Genomic DNA, 25361 nt, shown 5'->3' on the forward strand with positions numbered 1-25361 from the left:
GCGGCCCCTGCGCTGGGGCTGGTGCCCTTCCTGCTGTTCATCGGCATCTTCCTCGTCGTGCCGACCGTCACCGTCGTCGCGACCTCGTTCCAGGGCGCCGACGGGGGCCTCACGCTCGACAACATCCGCGCGCTGGGCTCGGAGGCCGCCCTCACCACGCTGTGGCACAGCATCATCCTCGCCGGGAGCACCGCGATCATCGGTGGCGCGCTCGGGGCGCTCCTCGCGTGGCTGGTCGTCAGCGCCGGGCCCACCAGTCGGCTGCGTCGTGTCACGCTCGCCGTTAGCGGCGTCCTGGCGCAGTTCGGCGGCGTGCCGCTGGCCTTCGCGTTCATCGCCACCCTCGGGTTCTCGGGCGTGCTGACCGAGGCGCTGCGCTCGTGGCCGGGTGTCGACATCTGGGGCGGCGGGTGGCTGTTCGGGCTCAAGGGCCTGATCGTCGTCTACTGCTACTTCCAGATCCCCCTCATGGTGCTGGTCTTCGTGCCGGCCCTCGACGGCCTGCGGGTCCAGTGGCGCGAGGCGGCGGTCAACCTCGGGGCGTCGAGGTGGCAGTACTGGCGCCACGTCGCCGTACCCCTCCTCACCCCGGCCTTCCTCGGCTCGGTCCTGCTGCTGTTCGCCAACGCGTTCGCGGCCTACGCCACGGCCGCCGTGCTGGTCAGCCAGGGCAACCCGATCACGCCGCTGCTGATCCGCTCGGCCCTCACCAGCGAGGTCCTGCTCGGCCAGGCCAACCTCGGCTTCGCGCTCGCGCTCGAGATGATCGTGGTCGTCGCGGTTGTGATGACGCTCTACGCGCTGCTGCTGCGGCGCACGAGCAGGTGGATGAGATGAGCCTCCCGGCCCGCATCGGTCGCGGGATCGCCCTGACCCTGTTCGCGATCTACTTCGCGCTGCCCCTGCTGTCGATGCTCGACTTCAGCACGCGTGCCAAGGGTGGTGCCGAGGGTCGCACCGGCGAGGCCTGGGCCAACCTGTTCCAGGACGAGGACCTGCGCAACGCGATCATCATGTCGCTGCTGCTCGCGCTGTTCACGGCCGTCGCCATGGTCGTGCTGCTGGTGCCGACGATGATCTGGGTGCGCCTGCGGGTGCCGGGGGCCACGCGCGTCATCGAGTTCCTGTGCCTGCTGCCGCTGACGATCCCGGCCATCGTGATCGTGGTGGGCATCGCCAACGTCTACTCGTGGGTGACCTACCTGCTCGGCGACTCGGCCCTGACGCTCACCTTCGCGTACGTCGTGCTGGTGCTGCCCTACGCCTACCGCTCGATCGACACGGCGCTGTCCGCGATCGACGTGCGCACGCTCGCCGAGGCCGCCCGCTCGCTGGGTGCCGGCTGGACGCGGGTGATCGTCACCGTCGTCCTGCCCAACATCGCGCAGGGCGTTCTCGGGGCCGCCTTCGTCGCGGTCGCGCTGGTGCTCGGGGAGTACGTCTTCGCCTCCCTGCTGCACTTCGACACGCTGCCGGTCGAGATCGCGCTGCTCGGCAAGAGCGACGCCAGCACGTCCGTCGCGGCGTCGCTCGCCTCGCTGGTCTTCGTCTCGGTGCTGCTCATCGGACTGTCCTTCCTCCACCGCAACCGTCGGAGCTCGTCATGACCACTGCTGCCCCAGACACCTCGACCGAGCGCGGCGTCGCCGTCCACCTCCAGGACCTCACGCGGACGTACGGCGCCACGCGGGCCCTCGACGGCCTCGACCTGTCCATCGAGCCGGGCGAGCTGGTCGCCCTGCTCGGACCGTCGGGCTGCGGCAAGACCACCGCCCTGCGGATCCTGGCCGGCCTCGACGTCGCCACGTCGGGACAGGTGCTGGTCGGCGGTCGTGACCTGACGCGGGTGCCGGCCAACAAGCGCGACATGGGGATGGTGTTCCAGGCCTACAGCCTGTTCCCGCACCTCACCGTCGCCGACAACGTGGCCTTCGGGCTGCGGCTGCGACGCACCTCCACCTCGGCCCGCAGGGCCCGCGCGCTGGAGATGCTCGAGCTGGTGGGCCTGGGTCAGCACGCGTCGCGCTACGCCGCCGAGCTCTCGGGCGGTCAGCAGCAGCGCGTGGCGCTGGCCCGCGCACTGGCCATCGAGCCCTCGGTGCTGCTCCTCGACGAGCCGCTCTCGGCGCTCGACGCGAAGGTCCGGGTGCAGCTGCGCGACGAGATCCGCCGCATCCAGCTCGAGGTCGGCACCACCACCCTCTTCGTCACCCACGACCAGGAGGAGGCGCTCGCCGTCGCCGACCGGGTCGGCGTCATGAACGCCGGCCGGCTCGAGCAGATCGCGCCGCCCGTCGACCTCTACGAACGCCCCGCGACCCCGTTCGTCGCGGAGTTCGTCGGCCTGCACAACAAGGTTGCGGCGACCGTGTCGGGCGGCACCGCCACCGTCCTCGGGGCGAGCGTGCCGGTCATCGACGGCTCGATCACCTCGGGGGCAGGCGTCGCGATGGTGCGACCCGAGTCCGTCTCGGTGTCGGCGTCGCCGACCGGCACGGCGTCGGTCGTCTCGGTCGGGTTCCTCGGGCCGATCTCGCGGGTGCACGTCCAGACCGAGGCGGGCGACGCGCTGATGGCGCAGCTCCCGTCGGCGCTGGCGGTCGGGCTGGCGCCCCAGGACCGGGTCGACGTCTCCATCGCCGGGACGCCTGTGCTGGTGGTCGCGGGCTAGTCGAGCGACCAGACGTCGAGGCGCGGACCGTCGCTCGCGCCGACGGTGCCGCCGTCGGTGGCCGGCGCTCCCGGCTCGGTCCCGACGAGGTGCTCGCCGATCGTGAGCGGCAGCTCGAACGACGGGCCCGCCGCTCGCCGGGCGACGACCAGCACAGATCCGTCGTCGTGCTCGCGCACGAAGGAGATCGTGTCGTCGTCGACGTACGCCCAGCGCTGGCTGCCGCGCCGCAGGGTCGCGCGGGACCGGCGGACCCGGGCCAGCTCGGAATAGGTGTCGAGGGTCGCGGTGTCCCAGTCGTCGGCGCCCTGCCACGGCATCGGCCGTCGTGAGTCCTCGCCGGTGACGCCCTCGAGGCCGAGCTCGTCGCCGGCGAAGAGCATCGGCACGCCCGGCATCGTGAACTGCAACCCGGCGGCGACGCGATGCAGCGACGGGTCGCCCCCGACCATCGTCCGGATGCGGGCGGAGTCGTGGGAGCCGAGGATGTTCCAGCTGGTGGTGGTGGCCTGCCAGCCCAGCGCGCCCTGCCAAGCCCGGAAGGTCCTCACGACCGCGGGTCCCGGCCGGCGCGGCACCTGCAGCGGCCGACCGAAGGGGCGGGCCGTCGTGTCGGGTGAGCGCAGCCACGACCAGACCGGCCAGGAGAAGCCGGAGTAGTTCATGGTGCCGTGCCACCCGTCGCCGTCCACGTCGCCCGAGGCGTCGTGGTTGTGCTCGCCGATGACGAGCGGGTCCTCCCGCAGCGCGGCGGCGGTGGAGCGCACGGACCGGGCGACCTCGTGGGCGACGTCCAGCGCGCCGAGGCGGCCGGTCATGTTGGCGACGTCGATGCGCCAGCCGTCGACGTCGTACGGCGGTCGCAGCCAGCGCCCGACCACCGAGTCCGCGCCCTCGACCATCGCGGCGCGCAGGTCGGGGTCGCCGTGGTTGACCTTCGGCAGCGTGTCGTGGCCCATCCAATTGGCGTAGGAGCCGTCGTGGTCGAAGTAGTAGTAGGTGCGCGTCGGCGCCTGCGGATCGTCCCTCGCGGTGAGGAACCACTCGTGCGTGTCCCCGGTGTGGTTGGTCGTCAGGTCACCGAGGATCCGCCAGCCGCGGGCGTGGATCGCGGTGCTGAGTCGTTCGTACGCCGCGTCGCCGCCCAGCAGCGGATCGACCTCGTCGAAGGTGGTGGCGTTGTAGCGGTGGTTGCTCTCGCCGGGGAACACCGGCGTCGTGTAGACGATGTCAGCACCCACCCGCTCGACGTGGTCGAGGTGCTCGGTGATGCCGTCGAGGTCGCCGCCGAAGAGCTGCGCCGGGGTGTGCGGGTCGCCGGGCTCGAAGACGACGGTGTCGGTCCACTCCGCCGCGACCGCCCAGTCGGGCGTGGTGCGGGCGTCGGCGGCCGCCGAGCGGGCGAAGCGGTCGGGGAAGATCTGGTAGACGACCCCGTCGCGCGCCCAGTCGGGGGCCGGGTCGTAGGACGTGAGCTTGAAGTCCGTCGCGTCGGGGGCGTCGACGTCGAGCAGGCCGGCGCCCGTCAGCCACTGCTGCGTCCCGTCGGTGCGGCCGATCAGGAAGCGGTAGTGGGTCACCGGGTTGTGCACCGGCAGGTCGGCGGCCCACCAGACCGCGTCGCCGTCGGTCGTGCGTGTGGTGGCGTGGAAGACCGGCTCCGCGTCGTACGTCGTGCGCAGCCAGACCCCGTCGATGGCGTCGCCGACGTGGCTGCGCATCCGGACGGTGACCGTGTCGCCGAGGCGCGGCGAGTCGTCGGCGACGTAGCGGGGCGAGCCGTCGTGGTGGGGCTCGTGGAGCAGGGTCATGGCGCCAGTCTGGCAGCCGCTCCGTCTAGGATTGCGCCGCTGCTTGCAGCAGGCCGCGTTAGCTCAGGGGTAGAGCACCAATCTTGTAAATTGGGTTGCGAGAGTTCGAATCTCTCACGCGGCTCGATGTCGGTGCGCCGCCCTACGGTCCGTCCCATGACCTGTCTCGGATGCGGCGCTGCGCTCACGAAGCGCCACCAGAAGGTCTTCTGCAGCAACCGCTGTCAGCGCGCGATGGAGCGTGCGGCCAACGTCGCGCGGTGGCTGGAGACCGGCGAGGGCCATCCCGGCAGCGGCGTCGGTCACTACATCCGGGGCCATGTCCTGGGTGAGCAGCACGGTCTCTGCGCGATCTGCGGGTGCCCAGCGGAGTGGAACGGCTCCGAGCTGCGCTTCGTCCTCGACCACGTCGACGGCGACTCCACCAACAACGCGCGAGCCAACCTGCGGCTGATCTGCCCCAACTGCGACTCGCAGCTCCCGACCTTCAAGGCCCGCAACCGCGGCAAGGGCCGAGCCTGGCGTCGGCAGCGCTACGCCGACGGCAAGTCCTACTGACCGCTCCGCAGGTCGCCGTACCGAACGAACGTGCTGCCCCGGTGACCCGTCCGTGTGGTCGTGGCGTCACCGACTGACACCACGACCACACGCTCGGCTACGGTCTGGGCCGTGGACCTGCGTCGCAGCATCATCGAGGGCCGGGGCGAGGTGCTGCTCTTCGCCCTCACGCCGCCGCGGCAGTCGGCTCCGGCGGAGCGGGTCCGGGAGATCGCCGAGGTCACGGCGCAGCGGCTGGAGCCGCTGGGGCTCGACGGCCTGATCCTCTACGACATCGACGACGAGAGCGATCGCAACGCCGAGGAGCGACCCTTCCCGTTCCTGCCCACGATGGATCCGGTCGACTACCTGGCCCACCACCTCGAGGACTGGCCGATCCCGGTCGTGGTCTACCGAGCGGTCGGGAAGTACGCCGAGCCCGAGCTCGAGTCGTGGCTGAGGTCGGCGGCGCCCGACCGGACGCTGTCGGTCTTCGTCGGTGCGTCGTCGGGGACCAAGGAGGTCGCGACGTCCATCCAGCGGGCGCAGGCCCTGCGGGCGGAGGTGCGGCCCGACCTGCTCTTGGGCGGCGTCGCGATCCCCGAGCGGCACGCGCGCCGGGGCGACGAGCACCTGCGGATGATCGAGAAGCAGGTGGCCGGCTGCTCGTTCTTCGTGACCCAGGTGGTCTACGACGTCAACGCCGCCAAGGACCTCGTCTCGGACTACCGCTACGAGTGCCTCGCGCGCGGCCTCACGCCCGTCCCGGTCGTCTTCACGCTCTCGGTGTGCGGGTCGACCAAGACGCTCGAGTTCCTCAGGTGGCTGGGCGTGGACGTCCCCCGCTGGATCGAGAACGACCTGACGCATGCCGAGGACACTCTCGCGGCGTCCCTCGACCACGCCCTCGGGGTGGCCCGGGAGCTGATGTCCTACTGCCGCCGCCAGGGCCTCCCGTTCGGGATGAACGTGGAGAGCGTCTCGATCCGGCGCGCCGAGATCGAGGCCTCCGTCGAGCTCGCCCGCCAGCTGCGGGACGAGCTCGACCGGCCGGACTAGCGCACCTGGCGCACCTCGAACTCGCAGGCCGGGTCGGCGATCGCGTCCTGCGCGGCGACCAGCCGCAGCTCGCGCTCGCCCGAGTCGAGGGTCTCCTTCAGCACCGCGAAGACCGCCGACGCCGTGCGGGCGAGGGCGTCGGCGGGGGAGCCGGTCTCGTGCAGGTGGGCGGTGAACATGGCGGCGGTGATGTCGCCCGAGCCGTTGGCCTTCATGGGCAGCCGCGGTGTCTCGACCAGCCAGGCGCCGTCGCGGTTGACGGCGAGCATGCCGATGGAGTCGTCGGTCGGGTCCACCGAGGTCACCAGCACGGTCGAGGGACCCATCGCCATGGCGAGGTCGGCCGAGGCCAGCGTCTCCTCCAGCGAGGTCGGCGAGGTGTCGGTCAGGAAGCCGAGCTCGAACTGGTTGGGCGTGATGATGTCCGCCTTCGGCACGACCTGCTCGCGGATGACCGGCGGGATCGCCGGGTCGACGAAGCAGCCGGAGGTCGCGTTGCCCATGACCGGGTCGCAGGTGTAGGTCGCCGCGGGGTTGGCCTCCTTGACCTGGGCCACGGCGTCGAGGATGACCGCGGCGATGCCGGCCCCACCCTGGTAGCCCGAGAGCACCGCGTCGCACGAGCCGAGCACGCCGCGCTCGGCGATGCCCGTCACGACCGCCGCGACGTCGTCGGGGGCGAGGAGCGGGCCGCGCCACGCGCCGTACCCCGTGTGGTTGGAGAAGTGCACGGTGAACACCGGCCAGACCTCGTGGCCGAGGCGCTGGAGGGGGAAGACGGCGGCGGAGTTGCCGACGTGGCCGTAGGCGACCGAGGACTGGATCGAGAGGATGCGCACCCGATCAGGCTAGTCCCGTGGCTCAGGCGACCTGCAGGCTCCGCTTGGACAGTCCCATCCAGAACCCGTCGATGACCTGCTCGCCGGGCTCGTCGGGCGTCGTCGCGGCACCGAGCGTCACGAACAGCGGCGTGTAGTGCTCCACCGTCGGGTGGGCGTAGGGCATGCCGGGCGCCTGGGAGGTGTACGCCGCCAGCGCGTCGACGTCGCCGCGCGCGAGCGCCTCGCCGGCCCAGGCGTCGAAGTCCTTCGACCAGCCGGGAGCCTTCGCGTCGATGCTGAAGTCCTTGAGGAACGGCAGGCCGTGGGTGAGGAAGCCCGAGCCGATGATCAGCACGCCCTCGTCGCGCAGGGGCCTGAGCCGCTCGCCGAGCTTCATCAGCCGGACCGGGTCCTGCGTGGGCAGCGACATCTGCAGCACCGGGACGTCGGCCTTCGGGTACATGATCTTCAGCGGCACCCAGGCGCCGTGGTCGAGGCCGCGGCTGGCGTGCTGGTGGACCGGCTCGTCCTTCGGCATCATCGCGGCCACCCGCTGGGCGAGCGCCGTGGCGTCGGGGGTCTCGTACGTCATCTGGTAGTAGCGCGGCGCGAACCCGCCGAAGTCGTAGACCAGCGGCGCGTGGCTGGCGGTCAGGCTGACCGGCGCCGACTCCCAGTGCGCGCTGACGATCAGGATCGCCTTCGGCCGGGGGAGGTCGCGCGCCCAGGCCGCCAGCTGGCCCGACCACACCGGGTCGTCGAGCAGCGGCGGGGCTCCGTGGCCGATGTACAGGGCAGGCATGCGGTCGTTCATGCGCCTCACCTTAGTTGAAGGTACAACTAAATTCAAGCTATCCGAGTCAGGCCGGCGGCAGCGACCAGTCGACCGGAGCCGCGCCCTGCTCCTCGAGGAGCGCGTTCACCCGGGAGAAGGGCTTCGACCCGAAGAAGCCGCGCTGGGCGGACAGCGGCGAGGGGTGGGCCGACTCGACGGCCGGGATCGGGGCCAGCTTCGGCGCCAGCGACTTCGCGTTGGAGCCCCACAGGATCGCGGCGCACGGCCCGCCGCGGGCGGCCAGCGCGGTGATCGCCCGCTCGGTGACCGCCTCCCAGCCCTTGCCCTGGTGGCTGTTGGAGTCGCCGGGGCGGACGGTGAGGCAGCGGTTGAGGAGCATGACGCCGCGGTCGGCCCACGCAGACAGGTCCCCGTGCTCCGGCGGCTCGATGCCCAGGTCGTCGCGCAGCTCCGCATAGATGTTGCGCAGGCTCGGCGGTAGTGGCCGGACGTGCTTCTCGACGGCGAAGCTCAGTCCGATCGGGTGACTGGGGTTGGGGTAGGGGTCCTGCCCCAGGATCAGCACGCGTACGTCGCCCAGTGGCCGCTCGAACGCGCGGAAGACCCGGTCGCCCGCGGGCTGGTAGTCGCGACCCGCCGCGAGCTCGGACCGCAGGAACTGGCCCATCGCCGCGATGCGCTCGTCCACCGGCGCGAGCGCCTCCGCCCAGTCGGGAGCCATCAGGCCCTTGTCGACCAGGCCGGCGAGCGCGCTCACGCCGGGACCTCCGTCGCCGGTCGCACCGGTCGAGAGAGCCGGTCGAGGAACGCGACCAGCAGCGCCTCGCGCATCGGCGGCGACGCGACGTCGAGCATCGCGTTGACCGGCGCCATCCGCGTCGGCAGGTCCAGCGACCCGTCCGCTCCGGCGCCGACCAGCCCGGACGCGGCCAGCAGGCCGTCGAAGTCGTCGTCGCCGAGCGCCGCCGGGTCCAGGGCCTCGATGAACGACACCACGCCCTCGTCGACGCTCACGGGCCCCGCGGCCCGGGCCGCCGCCACGGAGTCGGCGAGGGCCGTCGCGAAGTCGGGCAGGTGGCGCAGCGTCGCGGCGCTCACCGACAGGTGGACGGAGGCCGGCTGGTCGGCGTACGCCAGCTGCGGCTGGACGTACCACCCGCGCGAGACGAGCTCGTCGGTCAGCGTGAAGGGGTCGCACGAGCCGTCGGTCGTCAGTGCGACCAGCGTGGAGTCCGGCGGCACCACGAGCCGCAGCGCGGGCGTCGCCGACACGAGCTCGACGATCCGGTCGACCGCCTCGAACACCTCGCCGGCCAGTCGCAGGTAGCCCGCGTCCCCGATCGCGCTCACCACCGCCCAGGTGCCGGCGATCGGGCCACCCGACCGCGTCGACTGCATCGTCTGGTTGAGCATCGTGTAGCCGGGCCAGTCGGCGGAGGCGAAGAGCTGCGGGTGGCGCAGCGCGGACGAGCGGTGCAGCAGCAGCGACGTGCCCTTGGGGGCGTAGGCGTACTTGTGGGTGTCGACGGAGATCGACGTGACGCCCTCCACTGCGAACGTCCACGCCGGCACGTCGCGGCCCAGCCGGGCGGCGTACGGCAGCACCCACCCGCCGATGCAGGCGTCGACGTGGCAGCGGATGCCTGCTTCCGCGGCGGCCGCCGCGACCTCGGTGACCGGGTCGACCACGCCGTGCGCGTAGGACGGCGCGCTCGCCACGACCAGCACGGTGGTGTCGTCGATCGCCGCGGCCATCGCGGCGGCGTCGGCGCGGAAATCGGGTCCGACCGGCACCACGACCGCGCGCACCCCGAAGTAGTGCGCCGCCTTGTGGAACGCCGCGTGGGCGGTCGACGGGATCACCATGCTCGGCTCGCGCACGTCGGGGCGGGCGTCGCGCGCGCCCTGTACGGCGAGGAGCACCGACTCGGTGCCGCCGGACGTCACCGTGCCGACCGCGCCGTCCGGCGCGTCGAGCAGCGAGCACGCGAAGCCGACGAGCTCGTTCTCCATCGTGAGCAGCGACGGGAACGCCGTGGGGTCGAGCGCGTTCGACCCGGCGTAGGCCGCGACGGCCTCGCGCCCGATCCGGTCGACCTCGGCGTCGCCGCCGTCGTAGACGTAGGCCAGCGTGCGGCCGCCGTGGACGGGGAGGTCGCCGGCCTGGAGCTCCTGCAGCCGTGCGAGGGGGTCGGTCATGCTGCCTCCACCTGGTTCTCGTCGAGGGTGTAGCGGGTCAGCCACCACAGGCTCACCAGCGTCAGGACGGCAGGGACGAGCGAGAAGCCCAGCGTGATCGCGGTCTGCGCCGAGCCCGGCTGGACCACGTCGTCCCCGGCGGACGAGACATAGCCACCCGCCGCGAGCACGAGGGCGAAGAGTCCCGGCCCCAGCGCGAGGCCGAGCGTCTCGCCGGCCGTCCACACACCGGTGTAGACCCCCGCCCGGTTCTCGCCGGTGCGCGCGGCGTCGGTGGCGGCGGCGTCGGGCAGCATCGCCATCGGGAAGACCTGGCAGCCGGCGTAGCCGACCCCCACCAGCGCGGTGGCCGCGAAGACCACGGCCGCCGGCGCCGCCTGCGCGAGCACGGCGAGGGCCGCTCCCGCCGCGAGCACGAGCGACGACACGAGGTAGCCCTGCTTCTTGCCGACCCGCTCCCCGAAGCGTGCCCAGACCGGCGTCAGCAGCAGGGCCGGACCGACGAAGCAGACGAACAGGATCGTGGACGCCCCCTGGTCGTCGAGCACGTCCCCGGCGAGGTAGTCGACGCCGGCGAGCATGCAGCCGGTGGCGAGGGCCTGGAGCACGAAGGTGGTGAGGAGCAGGCGGAAGTCGCGCGCGGTGGCCACGATCCGGAGCTGTTCACGCAGCGACCCGGCGCCCGCGGCCACGGCCCCGATGGGGGCGCGGCGGGTGCCGACGTACGCGCTGACCACGCCGACGGCGATGACGAGCGCCATCACCACGCCCATCACGCGATAGCCCTCGCGGCCGCCGACGGCGTCGCGGATCACCGGCGCCGTGGCCCCGGCCAGCATGATCGTGAACGCGAGGATGGCCACGCGGGCCGTCATCAGGCGGGTGCGTTCGTGGTACGACGACGTGATCTCGGCCGGCATGGCGACGTACGGCACCTGGAAGAACGCGTAGGCCGAGGCCGCCAGCACGAAGAAGACCAGCACCCACGCGGCCTCGAGCACCTGCGAGCCCAGGTCGGGGGCGGCGAAGATCAGCGCGAACGCCCCGGCGAGCATCACGCCCGCGCGCAGCAGCCACGGGCGCCGGGGCCCGGCCGGATCGATCGTGCGGTCGGAGACGCGGCCCGCGACCGGGTTGAGCACCACGTCCCAGGCCTTCGGGAGGAAGACGATCAGTCCCGCCCAGAGAGCCGCGATGCCGAGCTCGTCGGTGAGGTAGGGCAGCAGCATCAGGCCGGGGACGGTGCCGAAGGCCCCGGTCGCGACCGAGCCCGAGCCGTAGCCGATGCGGACGCTGCGGGGCAGGCTCGTGCGGGGTTCGTGCAGGTCGGTCATCCCCGGCGCCCTCAGCGACCGAGCGAGCGCGAGCCCGCGGAGCCGTAGCGCCGCGACGGGTTGGACCCGATCGCCGCGCGGTCGGGGGCCTGCTTCCTCGCAGCCGCCTTCTTCGCCGGTGCCTTCTTCGCTGCCGCCTTCTTCGCTGCCGCCTTCTTCGTGCCCGCCTTCTTCGTCGGGGCCTTCGTCGGGGCCGTCGCCGCCGACCACTGGTCGATCCACTCGTCCATCACCAGCCAGGTCGAGGTGCGGGCGGCGCGACCGGTGAGCATCCCGAGGTGGCCGCCGGGCACGATCTCGAAGCGCACCTCCGGCGAGCCGGTGAGCAGGGGGACGACGGCCCTGACGGCGCCGATCGGGGCGATGCCGTCGGTCGCCCCGCCGAAGACCAGCACGGGCGCCTTGATCGCGGAGAGCTGGATGGTGCGGTCGGCGAAGGTCATCGACCCGGCGGCGAGGGCGTTGCCCTTGACCATGCGGTGGTAGAGCTGCCCGAACGCGCGGCCGGGATAGGCGATCATGTTGGACGAGAACCGGTCGACGGCCTCGAGCTGGGCGAGGAACTCGGTGTCGTCGAGGTGGGTCGCGATGGCCAGCGGCTTGGTCACCATCTTCTGCACGCTGGCGAGCTGGAAGGCCCAGTTGACCAGCGGCTTCGGGGCGCCGCCGAGGGCCTGGTAGCCGCGGGTCACGAGACCGCCGCGCTCGGTGAAGTTGAGGTTGAGCAGCGGACGCACCGGCGCCACGAGCGGGACCTTGCGTACGTCGACGGGCGAGCCGACCACGCTGAGCGAGGCGATCGGCAGGTCCGGCTGGTCGGCGGCGGTGAGCAGCGAGAAGATGCCGCCGAGGCTCCAGCCGACGAGGTGCACGGGCCGGCCGCCGGCGTGCTCGGAGACGGCCCGGACGGCCTGGGGCAGCACCTCGTCGACCCAGTGCTCCATGCCGAGCGTGCGGTTGCGGAACGAGACCTGGCCGTACTCCACGAGGTAGGTCGGGCGTCCCTGCGTGACGAAGTGCTCGACCAGCGAGCAGCCCCGGCGCAGGTCGAAGCAGAGGGCCGGAGCGGCCAGCGGGGTCACCATCAGGACCGGGTTGCCCGACTCGGTCGTCCCCGCGGCCGGCCGGTAGTGGTAGACCTCGCGGAGCTCGCCGTCGTCGATGAGCGTGCGCGGCATCGGACGCAGATCGGCCAGCCCGCCGTACAACAGCTTGTGCGCGACGTTGTTGGCGGCCGACACCACCTGGGCCGGCTTCGGGGGCAGGAGATCCATGGGGCGAAAGATACGCCGGGGCCGTGCACCCGTGAGGCTGTTGCCCCGGCACGGTGCGCAGGACTAGACACGACACATGAAGAAGACGCTCACCGCCCTGGGTGCCGCCGCCGTCGGTGCCGTGGCCGTGCGGGACCTCACCCAGAAGCAGCACGCCCTCAAGCGCAACTTCCCCGTCATCGCCAACCTGCGCTACCTCCTCGAGGCGGTCGGCCCCGAGCTGCGGCAGTACATCGTGACCGGCAACGACGACGAGCGTCCGTTCAGCCGCGACCAGCGGCGGTGGGTCTACGCCAGCGCCAAGCTCCAGAACAACTACTTCGGGTTCGGCACCGACAACGACCTCGAGGGCCGCACCGGCTACCCGATCATCAAGCAGCGCACGTTCGCCGACGTCGCGCCGTCGCGACACGCGCACTCCGGCGAGGAGACGCCGCTGCCGTGCGCGAAGGTCATCGGCCTGGCCCGCGGGCGGGCCAAGGCGTTCCGACCGGCATCGGTCGTGAACATCTCGGGGATGAGCTACGGCTCGCTGAGCAGCAACGCGATCATGGCGCTCAACAGGGGCGCCGAGCTCGCCGGATGCCTGCAGAACACGGGGGAGGGCGCGCTGTCGCCGTACCACCGCCAAGGCGGCGACCTCGTCTTCCAGATCGGCACGTCCTACTTCGGGTGCCGCGACGAGGACGGTGCCTTCGACCTCGACCGGCTCGTCGAGCTGTGCGCCGGCGCGCCGGTGCGGATGGTGGAGATCAAGCTGTCGCAGGGCGCCAAGCCCGGCCTCGGCGGGATGCTGCCCGGGGTCAAGGTGACCGAGGAGATCGCCGAGATCCGCGGCATCAAACCGGGCGTCGACTGCGCGTCGCCGAGTCGGCACGCCGAGTTCCACGACGTCGACTCGCTGCTCGACTTCGTCGAGACGATCGCGGCCGCGACGGGCCTGCCGGTCGGCATCAAGAGCGCCGTCGGCAACATGGACTTCTGGGACGAGCTGATCGCGGCCATGACGCCGGAGCGGATGGTCGACTTCGTCAACATCGACGGTGGCGAGGGCGGCACGGGGGCGGCGCCCCTCGTCTTCGCCGACTCGGTCGCGTTCCCCTTCCGCGTCGGGTTCGCCAAGGTCTACAAGCGGTTCGCCGAGGCGGGTCTCACCGACGACATCACCTTCATCGGCGCCGGCAAGCTCGGGCTGCCCGACAACGCCCTCGTCGCGTTCGCGCTCGGCTGCGACATGGTCAACGTCGGGCGCGAGGCGATGCTGGCCATCGGTTGCATCCAGGCCCAGAAGTGCCACACCGACGAGTGCCCCACCGGCGTCGCGACCCAGAGGCCGTGGCTGATGCACGGGCTCGACCCCGAGCTGAAGTCGGCGCGCGCCGCCAACTACGTCAAGACCCTGCGTCGCGACCTGCTCAAGGTCTCAGAGGCCGTCGGGGTCGCCCACCCCGCCCTGATCACCGCCGACGACATCGACCTGATCGACGGGCTCCAGTCGTCGCGACCGCTGCGCGAGGTCTACGGCTACGGCCGTGGATGGGGCACCGTCGGCGCCACGCTGGCCAAGGAGATCGAGACGATCATGGCCGAGGCGACCGCCGAGCACCCAGCCTGAGGGGCGGTACGGGGCGCGTCAGCGCTTGCGCGCGGGTCGCACCGCCTTGCCGTGCTCGGGGCGGGTGTCGGCGAGCGCCGAGAGGAAGTTGCTGGCCCACGCCGTCACGTCGTTGTCGACCACCTGCTTGCGCATGGCTCGCATGCGCTTGGTGGTCTCCTTCGGGTCCGCCTCGAACGCCTCCATCAGCGCGGCCTTCATGCCGTTGATGTCGTAGGGGTTGACGAGGTAGGCCTGACGGAGCTCGTTGGCGGCACCGGCGAACTCGCTGAGGACGAGGGCGCCGTCGTCGTCGTAGCGGCAGGCGACGTACTCCTTGGCGACCAGGTTCATGCCGTCGCGGTAGGGCGTGACGACCATGATGTCGGCGGCGCGGTAGAGCGCGGCCATCTCCTCGCGCGGGTAGGAGGAGTGGAGGTAGGAGATCGCCGGGCGACCGATCCGGCCGAGGTCGCCGTTGATCCGCCCGACCAGCCGGTCGATGTCGTCGCGCAGGATGCGGTACTGCTCGACCCGCTCGCGCGAGGGGGTCGCGACCTGGACGAACACCGCGTCCTCGACGTCGAGCCTCCCCTCCGCGATCAGCTCGGAGAACGCGCGCAGGCGTGCGTAGATGCCCTTGGTGTAGTCGAGGCGGTCGATGCCGAGGAAGACCTTGCGGGGACTGCCGAGGGCCTCGCGGATCTCCGCGGCGCGGGCCTGCACGGCCTCGTCGTGGGCCAGTTCGATGAACCCCTCGGCGTCGATGGAGATGGGGAAGGCGGCGGCCTTCACGGTCCGGCCGTCGGGGAGGTAGACGAGGTCGCGGTGGGTCTTGTGCCCGACGCGGCCGCGCACGAGCCGCACGAAGTTGGCCGCGCCGCCGGAGAGCTGGAAGCCGATCAGGTCGGCGCCGAGGAGTCCCTCGAGGATCTGGCGGCGCCACGGCAGCTGGCTGAAGAGCTCGGCCGGCGGGAACGGGATGTGGAGGTAGAAGCCGATGCGCAGGTCGGGGCGCAGCTCGCGCAGCATCTGCGGCACGAGCTGGAGCTGGTAGTCCTGCACCCAGACGGTGGCGTTCTCGGCGGCGACCTCGGCGGCGCGCTCGGCGAAGCGCTGGTTGACCCGGACGTAGGAGTCCCACCACTCGCGGTGGAACTCCGGCTTGGCCACCAGATCGTGGTAGAGCGGCCACAGGGTGCCGTTGGAGAAGCCCTCGTAGAACTCCTCGACCTCGTCGGCGGTCAGGTGCACCGGCACGAGCTGGAGGCCGTCCTCGACGAACGGCTCCATCACGTCGTCGTCGGTCGAGCCCGGCCAGCCGATCCACGCCCCGTCGTTGGCCCGCATCACGGGCTCGAGCGCGGAGACCAGCCCGCCCGGCGAACGACGCCAGTCGGTGGTCCCGTCGGGGAGGGTGACGCGGTCCACCGGCAGGCGGTTGGCCACGATCACGAGGTCGGCGAGCGCCTGTCTGGTCACGCGTGAACCCTATCGGTCGGGTGTGCGCTACCTGCCCGCCACCGTTTGGCCAACGCGACTCGCCGGGAGCGAATGACATCGGTGTTGTTCGTCGCCTACAGTGGCCCCACCGAGACGTCGATCCCAGGAGATGCAAGTCATGGACGCCGCGAACGCATACGTCGCACACGGGGGTGAGGACACCCCCGGTCTGAGCCAGCGCGACCGCGACATCCTGGAGTTCGAGCGCCACTGGTGGAAGTTCGCCGGGGCCAAGGAGCAGGCCGTCCGCGAGAAGTTCGACATGGGCTCGACCCGCTACTACCAGGTCCTCAACGCGCTCATCGACCGCCCCGAGGCCCTGGAGGCCGACCCGCTGCTGGTCCGCCGCCTGCGCCGGCTGCGTGCCTCCCGCCAGCGCCAGCGCTCGGCCCGGCGCCTCGGCTTCGACGTCTGATCCACCCGTCTTGTCCCGCCTACCTTCCCCCAGCGAGGCACCCATGAGCTCCAGGCCGATCTCCACGCCGTCCCGCCCCCGCACGCGCAACCAGCGCGGCGTCGCCTTCCCGTCGCCGCTGGTGATGCTCAGCGTCATCGCGATCGCGATGGCGGGGTTCGCCTTCGTCGCGACCCGCGACGCCGCCCCGGTCGAGCGCAAGGTCACCACCGCCGCGGCGACGCCGAGCCCGACCCCGGAGGCCACGCCGGTCACGCCGGTGAAGACCGCCAAGCCCAAGCCGACGATCAAGCGCGGCGAGGTGTACGTCGAGGTCTTCAACAACTCCGGCATCAAGGGCCTGGCCGCGACCACCGCCGCGAAGGCGACCCAGGTCGGCTGGCAGGTCGTCGGCGAGGACAACTGGGTCGGGTCGATCCCGGCCTCGACGGTCTACTACCCGGCCCGCCTCGAGGCCGCCGGCAAGCAGCTCGCGCTCGACCTCGGCATCGCCCGCACCAACCCGGCCGTCGAGCCGATGAAGATGGACCGCCTCACGATCGTCCTCACCGGTGACGCGGGCTGATTGACCCCGCAGCCGACCCACGTGGTTGGCTTCTCCGCATGGAGTTCACCTCCGCAGCCTCCCAGCAGCGCTACGCCGACCTCGTCGCGAAGGCGCACCAGACCGTGGTCGGCCTCGACTTCGACGGCGTCCTGTCGCCCATCGTCGAGGACCCGACCGAGGCGCACATCCACACCGACGCGCCGCAGCTGCTCGTCGACCTGAGCGACCTCGTCCTCGCGGTCGCCGTCGTCACCGGCCGCCCGGCACGCCAGGTGCTGGCCCTCGGCGGGCTCGACGAGGTCGGCGACGCGATCGGCGACCACGGCAAGGAGCTGTTCGTCTTCGGGCAGTACGGCAACGAGCGCTGGTCCTCGACGCAGCGTCGGGTCATCTCGCCGCGTCCCCCGCACGGGCTGTCCACCTTCGAGCGCGAGCTGCCGGCGCTGCTGCGCCGCAGTGGAGCGGGGGAGGCCTTCGTGGAGGAGAAGGGGCTGGCGGTCGCCGTACACACCCGACGCCTCGACGACGCCGGCGACGCGTTCGAGCGCCTCCTCGGACCGATGTCCGAGCTCGCGCTGTCCCACGGCCTGATCGTGGAGCCCGGTCGCAACGTCATCGAGGTGCGCTCCGACGGCCAGCACAAGGGTCACGCGGTGCGGACCCTGGCGAGCGAGCAGGGCGCCGGCGGATTCCTGTTCGCGGGTGACGACCTCGGCGACGTCGAGGCCTTCGAGGCCGTCGCCGAGCTGCGCGAGGAGGGGCTGGCCACCTTGCTGGTGTGTGCCGCGTCCGACGAGCAGTCGGCCCTGCTCCCGCTGGCCGACGTCGTGGTCCCCGGACCCGACGGTGTGATGGCCCTGCTGCGGCAGTTCGTCTCCGACGCCGCCGACTGAGTCCGCTCCGCACGCCGCGTGCCAGCATATGGACTCGATGTGCACATGCTGAGACGACCTGCCTACTCTGGAGACCTCATCACGAGGGACTGAGGGAACGGCCCGACGAAGTCCCGGCAACCGCCACGAACCTCCTTCCCGCCTCGCGCGAGAAGTCGTGGAAACGGTGCCAATTCCGTCCCGGAGCGAAAGTCGCGCCGGGGTCGATGAGAAGGAGGACTTCTGTCATGACTGCTGTCGCCGACACCCCGGCCACCTCGACCCTGCGCGACGGGGCCTTCGGCAACGCCCGCTCCCTCGTGTGCCGCGAGTGCAGCCACGAGGTCGAGCTCGGCCCGCACTACGCGTGTCCGGAGTGCTTCGGTCCGCTCGAGGTCGCCTACGACTTCCCGCAGGTGACCCGGGCCGAGATCGAGGCCGGCCCGCGCAACATCTGGCGCTACAAGGCGCTCCTGCCCGTCCCGACCGACATCGAGCAGAGCCCCAACACCGAGCCCGGCTTCACCCGCCTGCTCCGCGCCGACAACCTCGCCCGCGAGCTCGGCATCGACACGCTGTGGGTCAAGGACGACTCGACCAACCCCACCAACTCCTTCAAGGACCGCGTCGTCGCCTGCGCGCTGAGCGCCGCCCGCGAGCTGGACGCCAAGGTCTTCGCCTGCCCCTCCACGGGCAACCTCGCCAACGCCGTCGCCGCGGCCGGGGCCCGTGCGGGGATCAGGACGGTCGTCTTCATCCCCAGCAACCTCGAGCAGCCCAAGCAGGTCAACTCGGCGATCTTCACCGAGAACCTCGTGGCCGTGAACGGCAACTACGACGACGTCAACAAGCTCGCCTCCGAGATCGCGGGCGAGGAGGACGGCTGGGCGTTCGTCAACGTCAACGTCCGCCCCTTCTACGCCGAGGGGTCCAAGACCCTGGGCTACGAGATCGCCGAGCAGCTCGGCTGGCGCCTGCCCGACCAGATCGTCATCCCGGTGGCGTCCGGCTCCCAGCTGACCAAGGTCGACAAGTCCTTCCAGGAGCTGATCAAGCTCGGCCTCGTCGAGGACAAGCCCTACAAGATCTTCGGTGCCCAGGCGACCGGCTGCTCGCCGGTCAGCGTCGCCTTCAAGGGCGGCACGGACGCGATCCGCCCGGTGAAGCCCGACACCATCGCCAAGAGCCTGGCGATCGGCAACCCGGCCGACGGCATCTACGTCCTCGACATCTGCCGCCGTTCCGGCGGTGCCGTGGAGGACATCACCGACGACGAGGTCCGCGACGGCATCGTGCTGCTGGCCCGCACCGAGGGGATCTTCACCGAGACCGCCGGCGGCACCACCGTCGGCGTGCTGAAGAAGCTCGTCGAGACCGGGCAGCTCGACACCACGCTGGAGACCGTCGTCATCAACACCGGCCACGGCCTCAAGACCCTCGACGCCATCTCGGACCGGGTCGGTCCCGCGGCGACCATCGAGCCCAGCTACTCCGCCTTCACCGCCGCCAACATCGTCTGAGGAGACACCCATGGCCGTCTCGGTCCGCATCCCGACCATCCTGCGCACCTACACCGAGGGCGAGTCCGAGGTGAGCGCCGACGGCGAGACCCTCGCCGCCGTGCTCGACGACCTCGACGCGCGCTTCGCCGGCATCAAGGGCCGGGTGCTCGACGAGGCGGGCAACCTGCGCCGCTTCGTCAACGTGTACGTCGGCAACGAGGACGTGCGGTTCCTCGACAACCTCGACACCGCGACGCCCGACGGCACCCAGGTCTCGGTGATCCCGGCGGTCGCCGGCGGCTGAGGGGACCGCTCGACGCAACCGCTCGACGAAGGGGTCCGTCCAAGCGACCATGACCCACATGAAGCGCGTCCTGGTCCTCGCCCTCGCCCTGCTCCCCACCCTCGGCCTCGTGGTGCCGGCGCACGCTGCCGGCGACTTCGAGCCCACCTCGAAGGACGACCCGGCTCTGGTCGCGGCCTGGCAGGCGTGGGAGAAGAAGGGCATCGACGACTACACCACGACGGTCAGGCTCAGCTGCTTCTGCCCTCAGGCGCCCGGCGTGAGGACGGTCGTGCGTGACGGCGAGACGCGCACCGTCACGCAGGGCACCCGCACGCTCGGCGACGGCAAGGGCTGGTCGATGGACCAGCTGTTCGCGATGCTCCGCGAGGGCTACGAGACGGCCGACCGGGTCGAGGTGACCTACACGCCGCGCGGCATCCCGAAGTCGATCACCATCGACCCCGAGAAGTCCGCGACCGACGAGGAGCGCTACTACACCGTCAGCCTCTCGCGGTCCTGACGACCCCGGCACCTCGTCACGGGGCGCGTACGCCGATGAGCGCGGCGTGGCCCCGCCCGTCGATCCGCACCTCGGCGATCGCCCCGTCGCGCAGCGTCTCCTCCATGGCGGCGGCCTCGTCCTGCGGCAGGAACAGGCTGTCGATGCCGCAGTCGACCCGCCACCCGGTGGAGTCGCAGGCCAGGTAGGGCTGCTGGTCGGGGCGCTGGAGCGTGTAGTCGTCGGCGACCATGACGCCGTCCCGCTCGACCAGCGTGATGAACATCGGTCGCCCCTCGAGCTGGTCCTCGAGCTGGAGGTCGGGGTAGTCGAGGGTGACGTACGCACCCCGGAACGGGTCGATCGGGTCGAGTGGTGCGACCCGTAGGGCGTAGGCCTCGCCTGTCAGGCGGGCCGAGAGCTGCGGCGCGACCGCGACGCCCACCAGTCCGGCCTGGACGGCGACGACGGTCGCCAGGGTGACGAGCTTGTTCATCGGGCTCCACCTTCCTGCTCGGTGTCCTCGAGGGAGGCCGCGATCTCCCGCCTGGCCCGGTCGAAGGCGAACCCGGTGGCCAGGAAGACCAGCCCGAGCACTAGGAACAACCAGGCCCCCTGCACGATCGCGGCGAAGGCCGCGAAGCTCTGGAAGGTCGTGAACACCACGAGGCCGACCATGGCGACCACGGTGAGCATCGGGTGGTCGCGCAGGGTGCCCAGTGCGACGAGCGCGACGGCGAGGGCGACGAAGGCGACGACCCCGACCGCGGCGTGCGCCCAGTCGGCCGCACCGACGCTCGAGGTGTCGGTGCCGGTGTCCCACAGCACCATCAGCCCGGCGACGCCGACCACCGCGACGGCGACCAGCGGCTCGAGGCGGGCCCGACCGCGAGCGACCAGCAGCGCGGCACCAGCAGCGACGCCGGCCGCGACGAGGGCCGCGAACAGCCAGCCGCTCCAGCGGAAGCCGTCGGTCGTGGTGTACGGCACGGCCGCCACGAACAGGCTGACCATGCCGAGGAGCGCGCCGGCGGCGCGCCACACCTGCCCGAATCGGGTGAGGCCGCGGTCGTGGACGACCGCGACCGAGATGGCGACCACGCCGGCCGTCCCGATCCCGACGACCGCACTCGCGGCGCTGCCGTCGTCCCACAGCGGCTGGGCGATCCACCAGCCCACGCCGGTGACGACACCGACCACGAGGGGCAGGAGGGCGCGGAACGCGTAGGCGTGGACGAGTGCCCCCGCCGCCCACAGCCCGACGAGGCCGGGAGCGAAGGCCGGCACCTGCAACGACTGGGCGGCCTGGAAGACCACCGCGCCGAAGGCCAGTGCCGCCATCAGGCGCAGTGCTCCGCGTACGGCGCCGCCGACCCTCGACAGCTCGGCGCCCGTCAGCAGGGCCAGCCAGATCGCGGCGACGGCGACGAAGCGCACCATCGGTGGCAGCGCGTCGAGGTTGGCGGCGACCAGCCAGATCAGGCCGACGCCGACGAACGACCCGCCGAGGGCGAGCAGCAGGCGGCCCAGCGAGAACCGGCGGTGGCGGTCGCCGACGTCGGCGTACCGTGCCGTGATGGCCTCGGCGGTGCGGGCGTCGAGGAGTCCCTCGTTCTGCCAGTCGGCGAGCTCGCGCCGCAGCCAGCGGTAGTGCTCACCGCTCAGGGGTCGACGTTCGATGGTGTCCATGCGCCCATGGTGGCGCCGTTGCCGACCGCGGGCGTGAGTACGCGCGCCCAATCATTTCGCCCGCGGCCACCCAGTCGTGGCACGGCGTTCGCCCGCGTCTGGTTGAACGACCCCATGCGGAGCAGGGTGGTGGCGCGGTGGGGGATCGCCGCCGGTGCGCTCGGGGTGGTCGCCGGCGCAGCGGCGTACGCGACCAAGGAGGTGCTGACGCGCCAGGCGGCCATCGCCCGCAGCCGGATCGGCGACCCGCTCGGGCACGTCGCACCGAGCGCCGACAAGGTCTGGAGGAAGCGCTACGGGCAGACCATCGACCTCGTGGTCCTCGGTGACTCGATCGCGGCCGGCCTCGGCGCCGACCATCCCAAGCACACGCTGGGGGGCGGGCTGTCCCGACGCCTCGCGAAGCGGACCGGGCGCGCGGTGCGGCTCCGGACGGCCGCCGTGGTCGGCTCCGAGAGCAGCCTGCTGGCCGAGCAGGTGGCCGGCCTCCCTGCGACGTACGCCCCCGACGTCGCCGTGATCGTCGTGGGCGGCAACGACGTCACCCATCGCGTGCCGGTCGCCGAGTCGATCCGGCACCTGACCGACGCGATCACGGCCCTGCAGGCCCGCGGTGCCGAGGTGGTCGTGGGGACCTGCCCCGACCTCGGCGCACTCCGGCCCGTGCCGCAACCGCTGCGCGCGCTCGGCTCGCGGGCGTCGCGCCAGCTCGCGCAGGCACAGCGGGAGGCGGCCCTGGCGCACGGTGCGCGGGCGGTGTCGCTGGCGCACGTGGTGGGGCCGTTCTTCATCACCAACCCCGACGAGATGTTCAGCCTCGACCGCTTCCACCCCAGCACGCAGGGCTACAAGCGGACGGCCCGGGCGATGCTGCCCTCGGTGCTGGCGGCGCTGGGGCACGACGACGTGCTGCCGTTCGGACACCACGCCCCGGGCGTCGGGTAGCCCTCAGGCGGCGCGCCCCCGGAGCACCGGCAGCCCCTGGTCGGCGATCTTCTCCCAGTCGTCGGCGATCAGCACGACGTCCCGCCCGGCCCGGGCGAGCAGGCTGGCCGCGATGGCGGCGCGGAAGCCGCTCTTGCAGTGCACCCAGACCTGCCCGTCCGGGAGCCGCGACGCGGCGCCCTCCAGCTCGTGCAGCGGGACGTGGAACGACTCGGGCAGGTGAGCGTCGTGGTACTCCGCGTCGAGCCGCACGTCGAGGGTGACGCTGCCGCGGGCGCTGCGGGCGTAGGTCGCCCAGTCGGCCACCCGGTAGTCGTGGCTGTCGAACCAGGTGCTCGCCGGGCCGAGCAGGTGGGTCGCGCGGACCTGCACGCCGACCTGCGCGAGGTCGTGCACGCCGGAGGAGAGGTCGTCGGCCGAGTCGCTGATCAGCACGATGTCACCGCCCCAGGGCGCCAGCCACGCGGCGTACTGCGCGAAGAGGGGGCCGTCCTCGATGTTGATCGAGCCGGTCAGGTGGGCGCGGGCGAAGGTGGCCCGCGGGCGGAGGTCGATGACCCAGGATCCGCGACGCACGGCGTCGAGCACGTCGTTCTCGGTGATCTCGGTCGGCGGCAGCGTCGCGGCCGCCCCGGCGCCGGCACGGTTGAGCCGGCCCATGCGGCGGTAGTAGCTCGGCACCGGGCCGAAGCCGGCGACCAGCTCCTCGACGAACCGGTCGCGCGGGGTGACCAGGGCCGGGTTGAGTCCGCGCTCGTCGCCGACCGTGCCCTGCCCCACCGGCGAGGTGGCCGTCGCGGCGCACATCCCGCCGAAGCCGTGCGTGGGGTGCAGCGTGGCCGCGGCGTCGAGGGACGCGACCTTGCGCGCGCTCTCCCACTGGGCGCGCCCCATCATCCGGCTCAGCAGCGGGTCGACGAGGTCGGTGCGGCCGACCGTGCCGTGGAGCAGGCTGCCGCCGCTGAAGACGCCGGTCTCGCCGCTGCGCGGGTCGCCCACCACGAACGTCTGGTGGTGCAGCGTGTGGCCGGGCGTGGACAGCACCCGCACCCGGAGGCGACCGACGTCGAGCAGGTCGCCGTCGTGGGTCGGCAGCCGGTCGAACTGCACCCGCTCGTCGCCGCTGAGCCAGTAGTCCGCGCGGTGGCGGGTGGCCAGGCCGAGCCCGCCCGAGAGGTAGTCGTTGTGCACGTGGGTGTCGGCGACGGCGACGATGTCGACGCCGGCCGACTCCGCGGCGAGCTCGAGCGGTCGCCAGTCACGGGGGGCATCGACCACGAGCGCCCGCGCACCGTCGTGGACGAGGTGTGCGCGGTTGCCCAGCTCGGGGACATCGACGGCGATGACGTGCATGGCGCTCCTTGGATTCCAAAAGTCTAGTGAGTTACTCATATTAGAGCAGACGGGGCCACGAAAAGTTGTCCGGCGCCCGATCAGCGTCGGGTGCGGGTGCGGACGAGCTGCGTGCGCGCCGTCGCGACGACAGCGTCGGTCAGGGCTACCAGGGCGGTGGAGGCGATGCGCCAGTGCTGCCAGTGGAGGGGTACGTCGAGGTGCCGGCCGCCGGCGACCTCCACCAGCGCGCCCGTGGCGAGGTGCTCCGCGGCGAGCAGCTCGGGGATGGCGCCCCACCCGAGCCCGGCCCGGATCGCGGCGAGGTAGCCGTCGCCGGCGCCCACGGTGTGCAGCCTCCCGGTGAGCGCGCGGGTGGTGGCGCGGGCCACCAGCCGGTCCGGGATGTCGTCGGTGGCGTGGAACCTCGCGCGCGGTGCGACGGACAGGCTCGCGAGGTCGGTGATGGCCAGGTCGGGGGAGGCGACGGCGCGGTAGCGCAGCGAGCCGATCGGGACGGACCGACAGCCCTGCACGGGCTCGCCGGTCGTGGTGACGGCGCCCATCACGGCACCGGAGCGGAGCAGGGCGGCCGTGTGGTTCTCGTCGTCGACCCGCACGTCGAAGCCCGCGTCCGTCGCGTCGCCCGCGCTGCGCAGCGCGTCGACGAACCACGTCGAGACCGAGTCGGCGTTGGCCGCGATCGCCAGGGTCGGTGGCGCGTCGCGCTGGTGGAGCTCGGCGTCGGTGTCGGACTCGAGCTCGCGGACCTGACGGGCCAGCCGGACGAGGTGCTCTCCCGCGCTGGTCGCGGTGCAGGGTCGGGTGCGGCGCACCAGCACCGCGCCGGTCGCGTTCTCGAGGGCGCGCACGCGCTGGGACACCGCGGACGGCGTGAGGTGCAGGTCCCGCGCGGCGGCCTCGAAGGATCCGCGGGCGACGACGGACTCGAGGGCGGCAAGCTGCGCACGGTCATACATGAAGCAATGCTAATGCGTCGCTAATATCTTTCGCTGGGCTGAAACAATGGAAAACCCTACGCTCGGACCGTGCTCCTCACCCTGCTGGCCGGCCTGGGGGCTGGGCTGTCCCTGATCGTCGCCATCGGCGCGCAGAACGCGTTCGTGCTGCGTCAGGGGATCCGTCGCGAGCACGTCGGTGCCGTGGCCCTCCTGTGCGCCCTCGCCGACGCGGTCCTCATCGGCGCCGGCGTGCTCGGCATCGGCACCGTCGTGGAGCGGGCGCCGGTCGTCCTCGACGTCGTGCGCTGGGGCGGGGTCCTCTTCCTCCTCGGCTACGCCGTGCTGGCGCTGCGCCGCGCCGTACGCCCCGACGCGATGGCCACGGGGGAGGCCGCGGGCGGGGCGACGGTGCGGGCCACGCTCACCACGGCCGCCGCGCTGACGTTCCTCAACCCGCACGTCTACCTCGACACCGTCCTGCTGCTGGGGTCGATCGCCAACCAGCACGGCGACAACGGCCGGTGGGTGTTCGCGCTCGGAGCGGCGCTCGGGAGCTTCGCGTGGTTCTTCGGGTTGGGGTACGGCGCGCGCCGGCTCGCACCCCTCTTCGCCCGGCCGGTGGCGTGGCGGGTGCTCGATGGGCTCATCGCCGTCGTCATGGTGCTGATCGCGCTGAGCCTCGCCCTGGGCTGACCCGCCTCCCTAGACTGCGT

The 25361-nt window shown here is 72.0% G+C and carries 26 protein-coding genes, 1 tRNA gene and 1 riboswitch; of the genes, 15 read left to right on the plus strand and 12 right to left on the minus strand.

Translation table 11 applies throughout. The features are described from left to right. Positions 1 to 21 precede the first annotated feature (21 nt). The 3 genes from C7S10_RS05755 to C7S10_RS05765 are packed head-to-tail and all read left to right on the plus strand — an operon-like array spanning position 22 to position 2671. Entirely contained in the window at positions 22 to 837 is an 816-nt protein-coding gene (locus C7S10_RS05755; RefSeq protein ID WP_243395233.1) for an ABC transporter permease, read from the plus strand. Further along, complete coding sequence (locus C7S10_RS05760; protein WP_108343472.1) at positions 834 to 1607, plus strand: ABC transporter permease; 774 nt, start codon at positions 834 to 836, stop codon at positions 1605 to 1607. The genes C7S10_RS05755 and C7S10_RS05760 overlap by 4 nt, the downstream gene beginning before the upstream one ends. Beyond that, positions 1604 to 2671 carry an ABC transporter ATP-binding protein gene (locus tag C7S10_RS05765; RefSeq protein WP_108343473.1) on the plus strand — a complete coding sequence of 356 codons (1068 nt, stop codon included), beginning with the start codon at positions 1604 to 1606 and terminating at the stop codon, positions 2669 to 2671. Before C7S10_RS05760 ends, C7S10_RS05765 begins: the two co-directional genes overlap by 4 nt. Here the strand turns inward: C7S10_RS05765 and C7S10_RS05770 are convergent. Then, positions 2668 to 4482 (minus strand): glycoside hydrolase family 13 protein, encoded by a 1815-nt coding sequence (locus tag C7S10_RS05770; RefSeq protein WP_108343474.1) that lies wholly within the window; start codon positions 4480 to 4482, stop codon positions 2668 to 2670. The genes C7S10_RS05765 and C7S10_RS05770 overlap by 4 nt on opposite strands. A 52-nt stretch (positions 4483 to 4534) precedes the next feature. Here C7S10_RS05770 and C7S10_RS05775 point away from each other — a divergent pair. The 3 genes from C7S10_RS05775 (at position 4535) to C7S10_RS05785 (ending at position 6078) form a co-directional block, all read left to right on the plus strand. Beyond that, positions 4535 to 4606 (plus strand) — tRNA-Thr (locus C7S10_RS05775). 32 nt (positions 4607 to 4638) lie between these two features. Continuing rightward, complete coding sequence (locus tag C7S10_RS05780; protein WP_108343475.1) at positions 4639 to 5040, plus strand: HNH endonuclease signature motif containing protein; 402 nt, start codon at positions 4639 to 4641, stop codon at positions 5038 to 5040. 111 nt (positions 5041 to 5151) lie between these two features. Then, a complete protein-coding gene (locus C7S10_RS05785; protein WP_108343476.1) occupies positions 5152 to 6078 on the plus strand; it encodes a methylenetetrahydrofolate reductase in 927 nt (308 codons plus the stop codon). On the opposite strand, the gene pdxY is transcribed toward C7S10_RS05785, so the two are convergent. Genes pdxY through C7S10_RS05815 form a run of 6 tightly spaced genes read right to left on the minus strand, consistent with a single transcriptional unit; the run spans position 6075 to position 12502 of the window. Next, a complete protein-coding gene (gene pdxY, locus C7S10_RS05790) occupies positions 6075 to 6917 on the minus strand; it encodes a pyridoxal kinase PdxY (RefSeq protein ID WP_108343477.1) in 843 nt (280 codons plus the stop codon). The genes C7S10_RS05785 and pdxY overlap by 4 nt on opposite strands. Before the next feature lie 22 nt (positions 6918 to 6939). Next, positions 6940 to 7713, minus strand: a complete 774-nt coding sequence (locus C7S10_RS05795; RefSeq protein ID WP_108343478.1) for a dioxygenase family protein — start codon at positions 7711 to 7713, stop codon at positions 6940 to 6942. Between the two features lie 46 nt (positions 7714 to 7759). Continuing rightward, positions 7760 to 8416: a uracil-DNA glycosylase gene (locus tag C7S10_RS05800; protein WP_108344003.1), complete on the minus strand. Its 657-nt coding sequence runs from the start codon at positions 8414 to 8416 to the stop codon at positions 7760 to 7762. A 32-nt stretch (positions 8417 to 8448) separates the two neighbouring features. Then, on the minus strand, positions 8449 to 9894 hold the full coding sequence (locus C7S10_RS05805; protein WP_108343479.1) for a pyridoxal phosphate-dependent decarboxylase family protein: 1446 nt from the start codon (positions 9892 to 9894) through the stop codon (positions 8449 to 8451). Then, entirely contained in the window at positions 9891 to 11228 is a 1338-nt protein-coding gene (locus C7S10_RS05810; RefSeq protein WP_108343480.1) for an MFS transporter, read from the minus strand. The genes C7S10_RS05805 and C7S10_RS05810 overlap by 4 nt, the downstream gene beginning before the upstream one ends. Positions 11229 to 11239: 11 nt before the next feature. Beyond that, positions 11240 to 12502: an alpha/beta fold hydrolase gene (locus C7S10_RS05815; protein WP_108343481.1), complete on the minus strand. Its 1263-nt coding sequence runs from the start codon at positions 12500 to 12502 to the stop codon at positions 11240 to 11242. Positions 12503 to 12578: 76 nt separating this feature from the next. Here C7S10_RS05815 and C7S10_RS05820 point away from each other — a divergent pair, with 76 nt between their 5' ends. Continuing rightward, positions 12579 to 14117, plus strand: coding sequence for an FMN-binding glutamate synthase family protein (locus C7S10_RS05820; RefSeq protein WP_108343482.1), 1539 nt, complete (start codon positions 12579 to 12581; stop codon positions 14115 to 14117). 18 nt (positions 14118 to 14135) lie between these two features. Here the strand turns inward: C7S10_RS05820 and C7S10_RS05825 are convergent, their stop codons facing one another. Continuing rightward, positions 14136 to 15578, minus strand: a complete 1443-nt coding sequence (locus C7S10_RS05825) for an alpha,alpha-trehalose-phosphate synthase (UDP-forming) (RefSeq protein ID WP_108343483.1) — start codon at positions 15576 to 15578, stop codon at positions 14136 to 14138. A 139-nt stretch (positions 15579 to 15717) separates the two neighbouring features. On the opposite strand from C7S10_RS05825, the gene C7S10_RS05830 reads away from it, so the two are divergent. The 6 genes from C7S10_RS05830 (at position 15718) to C7S10_RS05855 (ending at position 19741) form a co-directional block, all read left to right on the plus strand. Continuing rightward, positions 15718 to 16014 (plus strand): nucleoid-associated protein NapA, encoded by a 297-nt coding sequence (locus C7S10_RS05830; protein ID WP_108343484.1) that lies wholly within the window; start codon positions 15718 to 15720, stop codon positions 16012 to 16014. 43 nt (positions 16015 to 16057) lie between these two features. Then, the gene (locus C7S10_RS05835; RefSeq protein WP_108343485.1) at positions 16058 to 16579 is read left to right on the plus strand and encodes a LytR C-terminal domain-containing protein; all 522 of its coding nucleotides are present in this window, start codon (positions 16058 to 16060) and stop codon (positions 16577 to 16579) included. 38 nt (positions 16580 to 16617) lie between these two features. Next, positions 16618 to 17454, plus strand: a complete 837-nt coding sequence (gene otsB / locus C7S10_RS05840) for a trehalose-phosphatase (protein WP_108343486.1) — start codon at positions 16618 to 16620, stop codon at positions 17452 to 17454. A 73-nt stretch (positions 17455 to 17527) separates the two neighbouring features. Next, positions 17528 to 17667, plus strand: a riboswitch (SAM riboswitch). A gap of 14 nt (positions 17668 to 17681) precedes the next feature. Beyond that, the gene (gene thrC, locus C7S10_RS05845) at positions 17682 to 18953 is read left to right on the plus strand and encodes a threonine synthase (protein WP_108343487.1); all 1272 of its coding nucleotides are present in this window, start codon (positions 17682 to 17684) and stop codon (positions 18951 to 18953) included. Between the two features lie 10 nt (positions 18954 to 18963). After that, positions 18964 to 19239 (plus strand): MoaD/ThiS family protein, encoded by a 276-nt coding sequence (locus C7S10_RS05850; RefSeq protein WP_108343488.1) that lies wholly within the window; start codon positions 18964 to 18966, stop codon positions 19237 to 19239. Positions 19240 to 19297: 58 nt separating this feature from the next. Continuing rightward, entirely contained in the window at positions 19298 to 19741 is a 444-nt protein-coding gene (locus tag C7S10_RS05855; RefSeq protein WP_108343489.1) for a DUF6174 domain-containing protein, read from the plus strand. Between the two features lie 16 nt (positions 19742 to 19757). On the opposite strand, the gene C7S10_RS05860 is transcribed toward C7S10_RS05855, so the two are convergent. After that, positions 19758 to 20216 carry a GDYXXLXY domain-containing protein gene (locus C7S10_RS05860; RefSeq protein WP_108343490.1) on the minus strand — a complete coding sequence of 153 codons (459 nt, stop codon included), beginning with the start codon at positions 20214 to 20216 and terminating at the stop codon, positions 19758 to 19760. Beyond that, a complete protein-coding gene (locus tag C7S10_RS05865) occupies positions 20213 to 21409 on the minus strand; it encodes a DUF2157 domain-containing protein (RefSeq protein ID WP_108343491.1) in 1197 nt (398 codons plus the stop codon). Before C7S10_RS05865 ends, C7S10_RS05860 begins: the two co-directional genes overlap by 4 nt. Positions 21410 to 21523: 114 nt before the next feature. Between C7S10_RS05865 and C7S10_RS05870 the strand changes: the two genes are divergently transcribed. Then, positions 21524 to 22354 carry an SGNH/GDSL hydrolase family protein gene (locus C7S10_RS05870; protein ID WP_108343492.1) on the plus strand — a complete coding sequence of 277 codons (831 nt, stop codon included), beginning with the start codon at positions 21524 to 21526 and terminating at the stop codon, positions 22352 to 22354. 3 nt (positions 22355 to 22357) lie between these two features. On the opposite strand, the gene C7S10_RS05875 is transcribed toward C7S10_RS05870, so the two are convergent. Further along, entirely contained in the window at positions 22358 to 23707 is a 1350-nt protein-coding gene (locus tag C7S10_RS05875) for a rhodanese-like domain-containing protein (RefSeq protein WP_114327785.1), read from the minus strand. 80 nt (positions 23708 to 23787) lie between these two features. Beyond that, positions 23788 to 24666: a LysR family transcriptional regulator ArgP gene (locus C7S10_RS05880; RefSeq protein WP_108343494.1), complete on the minus strand. Its 879-nt coding sequence runs from the start codon at positions 24664 to 24666 to the stop codon at positions 23788 to 23790. Positions 24667 to 24735: 69 nt separating this feature from the next. Between C7S10_RS05880 and C7S10_RS05885 the strand changes: the two genes are divergently transcribed. Then, positions 24736 to 25341, plus strand: coding sequence for a LysE/ArgO family amino acid transporter (locus C7S10_RS05885; protein ID WP_108343495.1), 606 nt, complete (start codon positions 24736 to 24738; stop codon positions 25339 to 25341). Positions 25342 to 25361 lie beyond the last annotated feature (20 nt).

This window comes from Nocardioides currus (assembly GCF_003057875.1).
Taxonomy (GTDB): Bacteria; Actinomycetota; Actinomycetes; order Propionibacteriales; family Nocardioidaceae; genus Nocardioides; species Nocardioides currus.

Coding starts and splice junctions, on each gene's coding strand:
- C7S10_RS05760 (WP_108343472.1), top strand. CDS start 834: ATGAGCCTCCCGGCCCGCATCGGTCGCGGGATCGCCCTGACCCTGTTC.
- C7S10_RS05765 (WP_108343473.1), top strand. CDS start 1,604: ATGACCACTGCTGCCCCAGACACCTCGACCGAGCGCGGCGTCGCCGTC.
- C7S10_RS05770 (WP_108343474.1), bottom strand. CDS start 4,482: ATGACCCTGCTCCACGAGCCCCACCACGACGGCTCGCCCCGCTACGTC.
- C7S10_RS05780 (WP_108343475.1), top strand. CDS start 4,639: ATGACCTGTCTCGGATGCGGCGCTGCGCTCACGAAGCGCCACCAGAAG.
- C7S10_RS05795 (WP_108343478.1), bottom strand. CDS start 7,713: ATGAACGACCGCATGCCTGCCCTGTACATCGGCCACGGAGCCCCGCCG.
- C7S10_RS05800 (WP_108344003.1), bottom strand. CDS start 8,416: ATGGCTCCCGACTGGGCGGAGGCGCTCGCGCCGGTGGACGAGCGCATC.
- C7S10_RS05805 (WP_108343479.1), bottom strand. CDS start 9,894: ATGACCGACCCCCTCGCACGGCTGCAGGAGCTCCAGGCCGGCGACCTC.
- C7S10_RS05810 (WP_108343480.1), bottom strand. CDS start 11,228: ATGACCGACCTGCACGAACCCCGCACGAGCCTGCCCCGCAGCGTCCGC.
- C7S10_RS05815 (WP_108343481.1), bottom strand. CDS start 12,502: ATGGATCTCCTGCCCCCGAAGCCGGCCCAGGTGGTGTCGGCCGCCAAC.
- C7S10_RS05820 (WP_108343482.1), top strand. CDS start 12,579: ATGAAGAAGACGCTCACCGCCCTGGGTGCCGCCGCCGTCGGTGCCGTG.
- C7S10_RS05830 (WP_108343484.1), top strand. CDS start 15,718: ATGGACGCCGCGAACGCATACGTCGCACACGGGGGTGAGGACACCCCC.
- C7S10_RS05835 (WP_108343485.1), top strand. CDS start 16,058: ATGAGCTCCAGGCCGATCTCCACGCCGTCCCGCCCCCGCACGCGCAAC.
- otsB (WP_108343486.1), top strand. CDS start 16,618: ATGGAGTTCACCTCCGCAGCCTCCCAGCAGCGCTACGCCGACCTCGTC.
- thrC (WP_108343487.1), top strand. CDS start 17,682: ATGACTGCTGTCGCCGACACCCCGGCCACCTCGACCCTGCGCGACGGG.
- C7S10_RS05850 (WP_108343488.1), top strand. CDS start 18,964: ATGGCCGTCTCGGTCCGCATCCCGACCATCCTGCGCACCTACACCGAG.
- C7S10_RS05855 (WP_108343489.1), top strand. CDS start 19,298: ATGAAGCGCGTCCTGGTCCTCGCCCTCGCCCTGCTCCCCACCCTCGGC.
- C7S10_RS05860 (WP_108343490.1), bottom strand. CDS start 20,216: ATGAACAAGCTCGTCACCCTGGCGACCGTCGTCGCCGTCCAGGCCGGA.
- C7S10_RS05865 (WP_108343491.1), bottom strand. CDS start 21,409: ATGGACACCATCGAACGTCGACCCCTGAGCGGTGAGCACTACCGCTGG.
- C7S10_RS05870 (WP_108343492.1), top strand. CDS start 21,524: ATGCGGAGCAGGGTGGTGGCGCGGTGGGGGATCGCCGCCGGTGCGCTC.
- C7S10_RS05875 (WP_114327785.1), bottom strand. CDS start 23,707: ATGCACGTCATCGCCGTCGATGTCCCCGAGCTGGGCAACCGCGCACAC.
- C7S10_RS05880 (WP_108343494.1), bottom strand. CDS start 24,666: ATGTATGACCGTGCGCAGCTTGCCGCCCTCGAGTCCGTCGTCGCCCGC.